This is a genomic window from Burkholderia sp. BC1, from assembly GCF_052683555.1.
The window spans coordinates 15129-27369 of record NZ_JBQYLP010000209.1 but is presented as its reverse complement, the minus strand read 5'-3'; the positions used below and the strand labels follow the sequence as shown (position 1 = coordinate 27369).

11 protein-coding genes are annotated in these 12241 nt (G+C 63.4%); 8 read left to right on the top strand and 3 right to left on the bottom strand.

Annotated elements, in window-relative coordinates; all coding sequences use genetic code 11:
• Positions 1–207: 207 nt before the first annotated feature.
• Positions 208–2460: an ATP-binding protein gene (locus ACSHSS_RS32055; protein ID WP_212161047.1), complete on the top strand. Its 2253-nt coding sequence runs from the start codon at positions 208–210 to the stop codon at positions 2458–2460.
• Here the strand turns inward: ACSHSS_RS32055 and ACSHSS_RS32050 are convergent.
• From ACSHSS_RS32050 to ACSHSS_RS32040, 3 genes are all read right to left on the bottom strand, one after another.
• Positions 2441–3460 carry a DNA cytosine methyltransferase gene (locus ACSHSS_RS32050; protein WP_212161050.1) on the bottom strand — a complete coding sequence of 340 codons (1020 nt, stop codon included), beginning with the start codon at positions 3458–3460 and terminating at the stop codon, positions 2441–2443. The two genes, ACSHSS_RS32055 and ACSHSS_RS32050, sit on opposite strands and share 20 nt — an antisense overlap.
• A 155-nt stretch (positions 3461–3615) precedes the next feature.
• Complete coding sequence (locus tag ACSHSS_RS32045; RefSeq protein ID WP_212161053.1) at positions 3616–4032, bottom strand: very short patch repair endonuclease; 417 nt, start codon at positions 4030–4032, stop codon at positions 3616–3618.
• A 174-nt stretch (positions 4033–4206) separates the two neighbouring features.
• Positions 4207–5304, bottom strand: coding sequence for a site-specific integrase (locus ACSHSS_RS32040; RefSeq protein WP_212161057.1), 1098 nt, complete (start codon positions 5302–5304; stop codon positions 4207–4209).
• A 264-nt stretch (positions 5305–5568) separates the two neighbouring features.
• Here ACSHSS_RS32040 and ACSHSS_RS32035 point away from each other — a divergent pair, with 264 nt between their 5' ends.
• The 7 genes from ACSHSS_RS32035 to ACSHSS_RS32005 all read left to right on the top strand — a co-directional run bounded on the left by ACSHSS_RS32035 (position 5569) and on the right by ACSHSS_RS32005 (position 12215).
• Positions 5569–6867, top strand: a complete 1299-nt coding sequence (locus tag ACSHSS_RS32035; RefSeq protein ID WP_175684294.1) for an HlyC/CorC family transporter — start codon at positions 5569–5571, stop codon at positions 6865–6867.
• 218 nt (positions 6868–7085) lie between these two features.
• Entirely contained in the window at positions 7086–8351 is a 1266-nt protein-coding gene (locus ACSHSS_RS32030; RefSeq protein ID WP_445546111.1) for a GspE/PulE family protein, read from the top strand.
• Entirely contained in the window at positions 8348–9559 is a 1212-nt protein-coding gene (locus ACSHSS_RS32025) for a type II secretion system F family protein (RefSeq protein ID WP_445546110.1), read from the top strand. Before ACSHSS_RS32030 ends, ACSHSS_RS32025 begins: the two co-directional genes overlap by 4 nt.
• A 45-nt stretch (positions 9560–9604) precedes the next feature.
• Positions 9605–10516 (top strand): prepilin peptidase, encoded by a 912-nt coding sequence (locus tag ACSHSS_RS32020; RefSeq protein ID WP_105841360.1) that lies wholly within the window; start codon positions 9605–9607, stop codon positions 10514–10516.
• Between the two features lie 3 nt (positions 10517–10519).
• Complete coding sequence (gene coaE / locus ACSHSS_RS32015) at positions 10520–11128, top strand: dephospho-CoA kinase (RefSeq protein ID WP_217104252.1); 609 nt, start codon at positions 10520–10522, stop codon at positions 11126–11128.
• A 106-nt stretch (positions 11129–11234) separates the two neighbouring features.
• On the top strand, positions 11235–11990 hold the full coding sequence (gene zapD / locus ACSHSS_RS32010; protein ID WP_006400426.1) for a cell division protein ZapD: 756 nt from the start codon (positions 11235–11237) through the stop codon (positions 11988–11990).
• Between the two features lie 27 nt (positions 11991–12017).
• Positions 12018–12215, top strand: a complete 198-nt coding sequence (locus tag ACSHSS_RS32005) for a DNA gyrase inhibitor YacG (RefSeq protein ID WP_006400427.1) — start codon at positions 12018–12020, stop codon at positions 12213–12215.
• Positions 12216–12241 lie beyond the last annotated feature (26 nt).

Here is a 12241-nt window from a genome sequence, read left to right as displayed (position 1 = left end):
TCTCGCCTGCAACTTCGGAAGTTGGTCCATTGATCAGCGTTTCCCTAGCGCTCCATGCAATCGTTTCTTGCGTTGACGGTCGACCGCCGGGGTAGGTCGACCGATCAGTTCATCCCCGGGGCGCCGTACACGTGGGCGAGCCGAAGCCGCAATCGCGCCGGCTTTACCTTCCCAAAAGATAAATAAGGCCTGCATCTGGACCGTTTTATGACCAACCAACAAACGAACTCCGACACAGCAGTGTCGGCCCGCGCTAAAGCCCAGCCTCAAAATTTCGACATGGTGATCCAGGGCGGGATGCTAGACGCACTGGGCATCAACATGTACTCGACCTTGGCTAAAAGCATGGTCGAATTCGTCGCAAACGCGTATGACGGGGAGGCGACGTTTGTCGACGTGACGATCCCGTTCGATCGTATCGCAGCGGCGCGTAACGCAGTCCGGGCTCAGGCAAAAGATGCCGTCGCGAACGGGACGATGGATCCGTTTACGGTTTTGCTATTGCCGCTGCCCGACGACATCCAGATTGTCATCACGGATGACGGGCACGGGATGGACCCCGAAGATGTGCGCGGTAAGTTCCTTCCTGTGAACCGAAAGCGACGGCTCGACGGAGACGGCAAAGAGAAAAATCTGCACTCGGAAAACCGACGCAGAAAGGTCATGGGACGCAAGGGCCTCGGGAAACTCGCGGGTTTTGGGGTTGCCGAAAAGGTAACGGTGAAGACGAAGCGCGCCGAGGATGAATTCTGGACTGTCTTCGAGATGGATTATGCTGAACTCAGCAGCGCCCCTAATCTCGGCAGCGTCAAAATCCCGGCAACCTATCCGCACGGCGTAATTGGCGAGAAGGGAACCATTATTACCCTTTCCCGACTTCGATGCGATGCGTTGAAGCGCGGCAGCGACGACCTTCAGCACACGCTACACCAAAATTTCTTCGGGGTTCGCGTTGAGGATTTTTCTATAAAGGTGAATGGAAAACCGCTTGATACGCCTTCGATAGAGTACGATTTCATATATCCACCTGAAGAAAATCGCACGCACGATGGTTTCGCCCGAGACGAAGTAAAGGTAGACGATGTCGGATCGCTTCAATTCGATTACGTAGTGAAATTCCGCAAGGCCGGGGACAGCCTCAGAAGCGACCAGCGAGGAGCTCGCATTTATTGTCACAATCGGCTCGCCGCTGGCCCTTCGCTCTTTCGACTGCCGTCCGGCGTTCATAACTATCACGGCCAGGACTACATGGAGTGCATCGTCCAAGCGGACATCCTCGACGAATTGGGAATTGACCTAGTAAGTACTGACCGCACCCAACTGAAGGGCGAAAGCGAACTTGTTATCGCATTCATCGATCGAATAACCGATATCCTTCGGTTAGCATTGAACGCGCATTACAAGCACAAGGACCAAGCAGTCGAACAGCAGATAAAGACGCAGAAGAGTAACTGGCTGCGCATTATCGAGCGGATGGACAAGAAAACCAGAGAGCCCGCTCGAAAGCTATTGAAGACGCTCGGCACCCAGTTTGGTGTCGGCTCGAAAGAGTTCGAGGAAATCGCCCCTCTTGTCATGGATACCATGAATGCCGGGGAGGTCTTGGTCCGGCTGATCGAAATCGGCACCAATCCGGCCGATCTGCCGGCGATCGCGGATGCGTTGCGCGATCTGGCAGAAGTCGAGAAGAGCCAGGCACTTACCATCTTTCGGGGTCGGCGCGAAGCAATCAATGCACTCCGACAGCTCGCCGATCGAGGCGAAGAAGAGTGGAGAAAGAAACAGTTCGAAGCAGAACTGCACTCCCTCCTAAAGAAATATCCGTGGCTGATTCGCCAGGAGTTTTCTCGGCACGTCACATCGGACGAGACCCTGGAGAAAACGTGCTCAGAACTCGCGAAGGAGCTCGAAGTCGACCATTTCTCGGTGGATAATCCGAAAAAACCGGATCTGCGGCCGGACCTCGTTTTCCTAATGAACGATCCGCAGGTGCATGAGGTATGCGTCGTGGAACTGAAATCGCCATCGATACCGCTTGAAATCGGCCATCTCACGCAACTTCAAGGATATATCTCTGACGTCGAAGCCTGGCTCAATCGAAAATTTAATCATCCCATTGCGGTAACCGGTTATCTGATTGGCACCCGCGAAAAGCCTGAAAAGCGCACTCGCGACGCGCAAACACTGGAGAATCAAATCAGCAAAGCAGGCCCGAACACTGAGTGGAAGGTCTACGATTTGCGTGAACTTATCCGAAATACTGAGATGGCTCACGCCGAGATCATCGGGGCGTTGGAGAAGGATCTTGGGGAAGATCACATACTGCTGGCGCAACGAACACCGCCAGGACAGCCATCGCCCGTGGCGGCGAACGATGGTAGCGCGGCAGGAGCAGCACCGGACTCGACGGCGCCCCTGACAACGGCGCCTGAGACTGAGATCAAAACAGCGTCGAAATAGCTTTAGCGACGGCAGCGGCAAGCGGTATCGGCACACCGTTGCCGATCTGCCGCGCAATGGATGACCGATCACCGACGAAGGTCCAGTGGTCGGGAACGCCTTGCAGGCGGGCTCCCTCGCGAAGCGAGATCACCCGATCCGCCAAAGGATGGATGTAGCGGCCCTTAGATGCGTTCTGGAATGCACAGCGGATGGTGTTTGCGGGCTTGTCATACTCCATACGCCCCCAGACATCGACGGCCTGCGCGCCCATTCTCGCCCACGAAGGTGGGCACAAGTCCGGTGCCGCGCGCAGGATATCGCGCTTATCCCCGCCGGGTGGAATTACCGTGAAACGCTGCGCGGCAATTTCGGAGGGAGCGGGTGCGACGTGCATTCCTTCCTCGTCCACCTCGATCGGAATATCCTGAAACGCCTCTCTGACCGTTACGGGGCGCTTGACCGTTTTCTTCGGTTGAGCGGGTAAACCGATCTTCGAGAGGATGCCAAATCCACGGACCCTTCGTTGCGGTGCCCCGAAGTCTGCAGCATCGAGAACCCAACTGGTAGATTCGAATCCCTGGCGCGATAGGCGACGCTTGATCGTCTCCCAATAGGACGACCGCAAAAATTGCGGCACGTTCTCGATAACGACAACGTCGGCGCCGGAGTGCCGTGCCCAATCGACAACGCAAAGCGACAGGCGATTGCGCTCGTCGTGGACCTGCCGTTTTCCCAGACTGCTGAATCCCTGACACGGGGGGCCCGCGACGATCACGTCACAGGCGATGTCCTTTCGGACCTTCTGGACGTCCCATTCGATCGCAACATTTGCGACATTTCGGTTAAACGACTGGACAGCTCGAGGATCCGCTTCGGCCGCCAGCACTGTGCCGAAGCCATGCCGGCGAAAGCCCTCGCTCATCAGCCCAGCACCCGAGAACAGCTCGACCGTTTTGATCTTTGCTTTTCGCTTCATCTTTGTTGTGAAAACCGGTTCAAGCGCGTTGATAAGCAGCATGCCCCTAGCACGCCTAGATGCCGGTAGCCCCCAAATGCCGTTACGTCTTTGTGCGCGCAGATTCTAGCGCACCGCCCGGTCAACGCGAAGGTCAGCCATCAAGCCAGCTATCGCGGCGCAACGTTCCGAGTTCCACTAGCATCACTGCCGCATGTTCACAGCTCGTCGCCCTGTTCGAGAAATCGCCTTATCGTGCGTTGCAAATCGTCTCCAGCCTTCAACTCACACTCCCAAATGACTAGAACCCGCCATCCGGACTTTCGCAGCTCACTAATGACCCTTTGATCTCTCTCGGCATTTCGCTTCAGCTTTGCTGCCCAGAAATCGACGTTGCTCGCGGGCGGGCGTCCTCGAAGGCATGAATGACCGTGCCAAAAGCACCCATGCACAAAGATAACTGCGCGACGCCCCCGAAAGACCATGTCCGGCCGCCCCGGCAGGTCACGGGCATGCAGCCTGTAGCGGTACCCCATCCCATAGACCAAGCGACGAACCACCATCTCCGGCGCTGTGTCGGCTCGCCTCACGCGCCTCATGAGCGCACTACGTCTGTCCGCGCTTAGCCTATCCATTTGTTGACTCGTGCCTCAATCGAAGAGCACCCTGCACTGCACGTAGAGTCAATCGACGACCGGCATTCCGCCCGCCTACGACGTCGGCATCTTCCAGTCCCGATATTCCATTGTCAACGTCGTCCGATCGGCCGCCGCTGCTCCGACGCCACTCCCACCGCCCGCGAAGACATATCAGTCAAGTTTCTTCGCTAGATCTTCCGCTCGGGGGTGGTAATAGCGCTTCAGCATTCGCAAATCGCGATGCCCCGTCACGGCCGACAGCTCGAGCACGTTGGAGAGCTTGTCAGCTAGCCGCGACGCCGCCTCATGACGGGTATCGTGGAAATGCAAGTCACTGAGAAACCCTAGGAGAGGCTTCTTTCCGGCTTCCTTGCAATCTGCGGCGTATTGCTGCTGTGCTCTCTCGATCGCCCGCGTGAACCCCTTCCGCAGCGCCATCGCGGTCGTTGCAAAGACCGGGCCGACGACGCGTTCGCCAGTTTTGTCGGCGATATACGACGGTAGCGCCTTCAAGATGTGGGTCGCCCGTGTCGAAAGCGGCACCGTACGCGCGTCCCCATTTTTTGTATCGGGCAGGTAAGCGGTGCGTCGCTCAAGGTCGACGTTTTCCCATTGCAGGGATAGCAGCTCACCGCGTCGCATTGCCGTTTCGAGAGCAAGCTCGACGAGCGGCAGCAGCCAGGGGTTCCGCGCGCCTTTGCTGAAGGTGCCATCCTCCCGTCGTTCACCGCCGGTCAGCGCAGCCATCAAGTAGCGTTCTTCGTCAGACGACAGCCGGCGATCCCGCGAGCGCGCCTTTTCGGGTCGCTTGACATACGGGACAGGGTTCTCGACGTGAATCCCCCACTCTCGCCGAGCATGATTCAGCACCGTCGAAAGTACGTCGATCTCCCGGTTGACCGTTGCACCGGTCACTTCCTGGAGCCGGCGATCGCGCCACTTCGCGAGTGCGGCGCTCGTGACGGCGGACATCTTCAGGCCCACGAGCGCCTTGTCACGCAACAGCACGTCGATCTTCACGGACTCGATCGCTGCCGATTTCTTTTGCGGCGTAACATCCTTCTGATACCGGCGGAGCACTTCCGCAAGCGTGTTCTTCTCTGCCTCACGACGATCGACGAACCCCGAGGTCTCCAGCTCTCGCTCGACGGTCCGGACCCACTTCTCGGCATCCTCTTTGTACATGAATGTGCGTGATTGCTGCGGGAACCCCTTCCGCCGCACCTTTGCCTGCCATTGCAGATCGCCTCGCTTAGTAATCGTGCCCATCCACCGTTGTCCCAAATTTGTCCCAACAAATACTACGATGGCGACAAAACCCCCGTCAAACCGTCTTTTGACTGACGCGTTCGGGACGTAGAGGCCGGAGGTTCGAATCCTCTCACCCCGACCAGATTTGTAAAAACCGTGCACCATGTGCACGGTTTTTTTTCGTCCGTACGCGCGGCGCCCTTGCCGCAGCGGCGTGCCGCATCGGTACGGCCGCCTCTGCTATATTCGCTCCATCCCTGTCCTTCACAGCCCTTTCCACGCGTGGACCAAATTCCCTTATGGGCGCAAATCGGCGCCGTCTTCCTGCTTCTCCTCTGTTCCAGCTTCTTTTCCATCTCCGAGACCGCCATGATGGCGCTCAATCGCCATCGGCTGAAGCATCTCGTCGGCCAGGGCGCGCTCGGCGCGAAAGCGACGCAAGGCCTGCTCACGCGCACCGACCTGCTGCTCAGCGTGATCCTGATCGGCAACAACCTGTTCAACACGATCATCCCCGTCCTCACGACCTCGATCGCGCTTCATACCTTCGGCCGTAACAATCTCGCGCTCTCGATCGCGACCGGCATCGTCGCGTTCCTGATCATCGTGTTCGCGGAGATCGCGCCGAAGATCGTCGGCGCGACGTTTCCGGAGCGCATCGCGCTGCCCGCGAGCCTCGTGATCGCGCCGCTGATGCGCGTGTTCAAGCCGGTCGTCTGGTTCGTCAACGCGCTCGCGAACGGCGTGCTCTGGGCGCTGCGCATCAACACGAAGAAAGGTCGCGATCAGCGGATGTCGGCCGACGAACTGCGTGCCATCGTGCTCGAGTCGAGCAGCTTCATGCCGACCAAGCACCGCAGCATCCTGCTCAACCTGTTCGATCTCGAGAACATCACCGTCGACGACGTCATGGTGCCGCGCCGCCAGATCGAGTCGCTCAACTTCCATGCGCCGCTCGACGACATCCTGCATCAGCTCGAGACCTGCTATCACAACCGGCTGGTGGTCTACGAGGGCGACATCGACAAGGTGCTCGGCGTGCTGCACGTGCGCAAGACGCTGACCGCGCTGCATAACCAGGATTTCGATCGCGAAACGCTGCGCGAACTGCTCGCGGAACCGTATTACGTGCCGTCGGGTACGCCGGTCGTCCAGCAGCTGCAGTATTTCCAGGAAAGCCGGCAGCGCACCGCGCTCGTCGTCAACGAATACGGCGAACTCGAAGGCCTCGTCACGCCCGAAGACATCATCGAGGAACTGATCGGCGAGTTCACGACGTCGATGCCGCGCAGCGAGCGCGCGGGCGGCTGGGATGAAAACGGCGAATGCATCGTCGCGGCCAGCATGCCGCTGCGCGAGCTGAATCGCTGGCTGCACCTGAAGCTGCCGACCGACGGCCCGAAGACGCTCAACGGCCTGATTCTCGAAATCCTCGAGGAAATTCCGGAAGACGACGTCTGCCTGAAGATCGGCGACGTGATGCTCGAAGTCATGCGCAGCGACGATCAGGCGGTGCGCACGGTGAAGCTGTTCCGGCCGCGCGGTGCCGGATCGCGCGCGAAGGGCGGCGTCCGGCGCTAACGCGTTCGCATTCGTTCGCGCGGCGCGCGGCGCCCCGCCCCGCGCGCCGCTGCGATGCCCGAGAAGAACGGGTTTCACCGTCACGCCAACCTCCCCGCTAACGCCGCACGCCCGTCATGGGCGCGGCCACGCCTGACCGAACGGCCGACTACCGGTGCCTGCCGTGCCGCGCGATCCTGTACGCGTCACGATCAACGGCGGCCGACGCGCCGGCTCACATGAACTTTCCCGCTTCCCGCGCGGCGCCGCGTGCGCCTGCGCCCTCCGACGCAGCGGCCGCTGCGCCCCGCTCGCTCGATGCGACGCAGCTCGACGATGCACCCGCGGTGCGGCTGCTCACCGACACGCTGCATGCGGCGCATGCACGCGATGCCTCAGACATTCATGTCGAGCCGTTCGAAGGCGGCTGGCGCATCCGGCTGCGCATCGACGGCGTGCTGCACGAACATGGGCGGCCGCCCGTTCACCTGCGCGACGCCCTTGTCACGCGCATCAAGGTGCTCGCGCGCATGGACATCGCCGAGCGCCGGCTTCCGCAGGACGGCCGGCTGCGGATTACGCTCGGCGGCAGCACGCGCGGCGACTACCGCGTGAGCTCGCTGCCGACGCTGTTCGGAGAAAAGCTCGTGCTGCGCCGGCTCGAAACGCTGCCGCCCGATCTCACGCTTGCCGCGCTAGGCTTCGATGCGCAGCAGGCGCGCGCGATGGAAGCGGCGATCCGCGCACCGCACGGCCTCGTGCTCGTCACGGGCCCGACCGGCAGCGGCAAGACGCTGTCGCTGTACTGCGCGCTGCAGATGCTCGATCGCGATGCCCACAACGTCTGCACGGTCGAAGATCCGGCCGAAATCCAGCTCGACGGCATCAATCAGGTCGGCGTCGCGGAAAAAGCCGGCCTCACGTTTGCGACCGCGCTGCGCGCGCTGCTGCGGCAGGATCCGGACGTGATCATGGTCGGCGAGATCCGCGATGCCGAAACGGCCGACGTCGCGATCAAGGCCGCGCAGACCGGCCATCTCGTGCTGTCGACGCTGCATACGAACGACGCGCCGGCCGCGATCGCACGGCTGCTCGACATCGGCGTCGCGCCGTACAACCTCGCGGCCGCGCTGCGCCTCGTCACGGCGCAACGGCTCGTCAGGCGGCTGTGCGTCGGCTGCCGCGAGCCGTCGGACGCGCCAGCCGCGCTGCTGCGTGACGCCGGCTGCGACGCGCCCGCGCTCGAATCGGGATGGCGCCCGTTCGTCGCGCGCGGCTGCGCCGCATGTCATGGCATCGGCTATCGCGGCCGCATCGGCCTCCATCAGACGATGCCGGTGTCGTCGCGGCTCGCCGAATGTATCGTCGCGCGTGCGAGCGTCGGCGAACTCGCGCGATGCGCGGCGGCGGAAGGCGTTCGCACCTTGCGTGACGCGGCGCTCGCGCGCGTTCGAGACGGCACGACGAGCGTCGCGGAAGCGCTCGCCGCCACGCCGGACACATGACCATGCGCGCACCGCCTCGCGAGACGCGTTTCGCCTGGCGCGGCCGTCGCCGCGATGGCACGCCGCGCAGCGGCACCGTCATCGCGTTCGACGCCGCCGCAGCGCGCGCCGCGCTCGCGCGCGACGGCATCGCGGTGCTGTCGCTCGACGCGCGCGGGCCCGCAAAGTCGCCGACGGCGCGTGCCCGCGACGTCACGCGCTTCACCCGTCAGCTCGCGAGCCTGCTGCAGGCCGGTCTGCCGCTCGCGCCGGCGCTCGACATGCTGTCGCGCACGCGCACGCACGGCGGCCTGCCGCGCATCGCCGCCGGCCTCGCGCGCGAAATCGTCGACGGGCAACGCTTCGCGGCCGCGCTCGCGCTGTACCCGTCGCAGTTCGGCACGCTGTATCGGCAGCTGATCGAGGTCGGCGAAGCATCGAGCGCGCTCGGCACGGTGCTGATGCGCATCGCCGAGCATCGCGAACGCGCGGACGCGCAATGGCGCAAGCTGCGCGCGGCGCTCGCCTATCCGGCCGTCGTGATCCTGTTTGCGCTCGCGATCGCGGCCGCGCTTATGGTGTGGGTCGTGCCGACCTTCCGGCAGATCTTCGACGGTTTCGGCACCGCGCTACCGGCGCCGACGCGTGCGCTGCTCGCGCTCTCATCCGCGCTGTCGGCATCGGGCGGCGCGCTGGCCGCCGGCGCAGCCGCAGCCGCGCTCGTTGCGCAACACGCGCTGCGGCGCTCGCCGACGCTGCGATACGCGCTCGCGCGGCAGGCGTTGCGCGCGCCGCTCATCGGCGACACGCTGACGCGATACGCGGCCGCGCGCTGGTGCCGCTCGCTCGCGACGTTGCTCGGCGCCGGCGTGCCGCTCGCCGACGCGTTCGCGACGCTCGAGCGAACGGCCGGCCACCCCGTGTTCGAACGGGCGAGCACGCAGATCGCCGCGCGCGTGCTGCGCGGCGCGCGCTTGGCCGACGCGATGCAGGCGAGCGGCTGCTTCCCCGACGACATCGTGCAGCCGATCGCCGTCGCCGAAGAAACCGGCGCGCTCGACACGATGCTCGCCGACATCGCGACGCTGTCCGAACATCAGCTCGATGCGCGCATCGACACGCTTGCCGCACTCGGCGAACCGCTGATCGTGATCGTTCTCGGCGCGCTCGTCGGCGGCCTCGTGATCGCGATGTATCTGCCGATCCTTCAGCTCGGCAACGTGGTGTAGCATCGCAGCGCACTATCGCCCTTTTTGTCGGAACCCCTCAGCAACATGACGCCCGCGCCCCTGTACGCCGCCTCTTCTGCGCCCGAGAGCACGCTGCTCGCCCTGGCGATGCTGCCGCCTGCCGTGCAGTACGCGTTCGCAGTCGTGCTCGGCCTCTGCGTCGGCAGCTTCGTCAACGTGGTCGTGCACCGGTTGCCGGTGATGATGGAGCGCGCGTGGCAGCGCGAGATTGCCGACGCAACCGGCAATGCAGCGGCCGCGCCCGACGACGGTTATCCGCTGCGCTACGACCTCTGCCGTCCCCGCAGCGCCTGCCCGCATTGCGGCCACGTGCTGCGCGCGTGGGAAAACATCCCGCTCGTCAGCTATCTGCTGCTGCGCGGGCGCTGCAGGCAGTGCAGCCATCCGATCGGCGCGCGCTATCCGCTTGTCGAGCTCGCCGGCGGCCTGCTCGCGGCCGGCTCGCTTGCGGCCTTCGGGATGACGGGCACCGCGCTGGCCGCGTTCGGCCTGTGCGCGGCGCTGCTCGCGATGAGCGCGATCGACATGCGCACCGGCTACCTGCCCGACTCGATGACGCTGCCGCTCTTGTGGGCCGGCCTCGCGCTGAACCTCGGCGGCACGTTCGCGTCGCTGCGTTCGGCGGTGATCGGCGCGATGGCCGGCTATCTGTTCCTGTGGTCGATCTACTGGCTGTTCAAATGGCTGCGCGGCATCGAGGGCATCGGCTTTGGCGACCTGAAACTGCTCGCGGCGCTCGGCGCGTGGCTCGGCTGGGCCGCGCTGCCGCAAGTCGTGCTGTTCGCAGCCGTGACCGGCGCGCTCGTCGGGCTCGTCGCGACCTGGCGCGGCCGCATGCGTTTCGAGGAGCCGATTCCGTTCGGCCCGTTCCTTGCGGCCGGCGGTGCGGCGACGCTGTTTTTCGGTACCCCTTTTTATTCCGCGCTCGGAGGCTGACACATGTTTTCAGTGGGACTCACCGGCGGTATCGGCAGCGGCAAGACGACCGTCGCCGATCTGTTCGCCGCGCGCGGTGCGTCGATCGTCGATACCGACGTGATCGCGCACCGTATTACCGCGCCGGGCGGTCTCGCGATGCGCGAGATCGAGCGTACGTTCGGGCCGGATTTCGTCGCCACCGACGGCTCGCTCGATCGCGCGAAGATGCGCGCGCTCGTCTTCAGCGACGACGCCGCGCGCCGCCGCCTGGAGGCGATCACGCATCCGCTGATCCGCGCGGAAACCGATCGCGAAGCGCGCGAAGCGCAAGGCGCGTACGTGATCTACGTCGTGCCGCTGCTCGTCGAATCGGGCAACTGGAAGGCGCGTGCCGACCGGATACTCGTCGTCGACTGTCCGGTCGAGACCCAGATTGCGCGCGTGATGCGGCGCAACGATTTCACGCGCGAGCAGGTCGAAGCCATCATCGCGCGGCAGGCGACGCGCGAGGCGCGTCTTGCCGCGGCCGACGACGTGATCGTCAACGACGCGGCGACACCGGCGGCACTCGCCGCGCAGGTCGATGCACTGCACCAAGGCTATCTGCAGCACGCGGCAACGATGCGCTGAACGCGCGCACTCGTGATGGCGCACGAAATTGGCGCGTTGCTAGGGTAGAGTGTGAGCATTAGAATGTCCTGCATTGTTTCCATCCCTATCCGAGAGGCGAGCGCGCTTGATCCTTTACGAGTATCCGTTCAATGAGCGAATTCGCACGCTGCTGCGCCTCGAAGACTTGTTCGAGCGCTTCGCGTTCTTTTTGGCTCAAGAGGACCCGCGGGAACATCACGTCGCGCTGACGACGCTGTTCGAAATCGCCGAGGTGACGGGCCGCGCGGACCTGAAATCGGATCTGATGAAGGAGCTCGAACGTCAGCGCCAGACGCTCGCGCCGTTTCGCGGCAATCCCGGCATCGAACAGAATGCGCTCGAAGCCGTGCTCGGCGAGATCGAGCAGACGCTCGCCAATCTCGCGCAAATGCAGGGCAAGACGGGCCAGCATCTGGTCGACAACGAGTGGCTCGCGAGCATTCGCAGCCGCGCGGTGATCCCCGGCGGCACCTGCAAATTCGACCTGCCGTCGTACTACGCGTGGCAGCAATGGCCCGCCGAGCAGCGGCGCCAGGACATCGCGAAGTGGATCATGCCGCTGCTGCCGCTGCGCGACGCGGCGACGATCGTGCTGCGGCTCGCGCGCGAATCGGGGCAGGCGTCGAAAGTGATGGCGATGCAGGGCAGCTATCAGCAGATGCTGTCCGGCCGCAGCTATCAGCTGATGCAGGTGCGTGTGCCGCGCGAACTGCACGTGATACCGGAAGCGAGCGCGAACAAGTACATGCTCTGGGTGCGGTTCACGATGCAGGACGGCGACGTGCGGCCGCGCGCGGTCGACATCGACGTGCCGTTCCAGCTGACCTTGTGCAATCTGTAACGGCCGCGTGCCGGATCGTTTTTTCGTATGGTTACCGTTGTCAAATGTCCGTCGTGCGGCGTAGCAGTGCGCTGGACGCCCGAGAATCAATTCCGTCCGTTTTGTTCGGCCCGCTGCAAACAGCTCGACCTCGGTGCATGGGCGTCTGAAAAGTACCGGATCGGCGGCTCGGACGATGCGCCGCTGTCCGACGAGGACGGCACGGACGAACGCCGCGACAACTGAGCGGCGCGCGACGCCGCCGGGTATGC

Excerpts from the sequence above, each read along its gene's own strand:
- ACSHSS_RS32025 (WP_445546110.1), top strand. The coding sequence starts at position 8,348 with ATGACCATGCGCGCACCGCCTCGCGAGACGCGTTTCGCCTGGCGCGGC.
- ACSHSS_RS32040 (WP_212161057.1), bottom strand. The coding sequence starts at position 5,304 with ATGGGCACGATTACTAAGCGAGGCGATCTGCAATGGCAGGCAAAGGTG.
- ACSHSS_RS32030 (WP_445546111.1), top strand. The coding sequence starts at position 7,086 with ATGAACTTTCCCGCTTCCCGCGCGGCGCCGCGTGCGCCTGCGCCCTCC.
- ACSHSS_RS32005 (WP_006400427.1), top strand. The coding sequence starts at position 12,018 with ATGGTTACCGTTGTCAAATGTCCGTCGTGCGGCGTAGCAGTGCGCTGG.
- ACSHSS_RS32045 (WP_212161053.1), bottom strand. The coding sequence starts at position 4,032 with ATGGATAGGCTAAGCGCGGACAGACGTAGTGCGCTCATGAGGCGCGTG.
- ACSHSS_RS32020 (WP_105841360.1), top strand. The coding sequence starts at position 9,605 with ATGACGCCCGCGCCCCTGTACGCCGCCTCTTCTGCGCCCGAGAGCACG.
- ACSHSS_RS32055 (WP_212161047.1), top strand. The coding sequence starts at position 208 with ATGACCAACCAACAAACGAACTCCGACACAGCAGTGTCGGCCCGCGCT.
- coaE (WP_217104252.1), top strand. The coding sequence starts at position 10,520 with ATGTTTTCAGTGGGACTCACCGGCGGTATCGGCAGCGGCAAGACGACC.
- ACSHSS_RS32050 (WP_212161050.1), bottom strand. The coding sequence starts at position 3,460 with ATGCTGCTTATCAACGCGCTTGAACCGGTTTTCACAACAAAGATGAAG.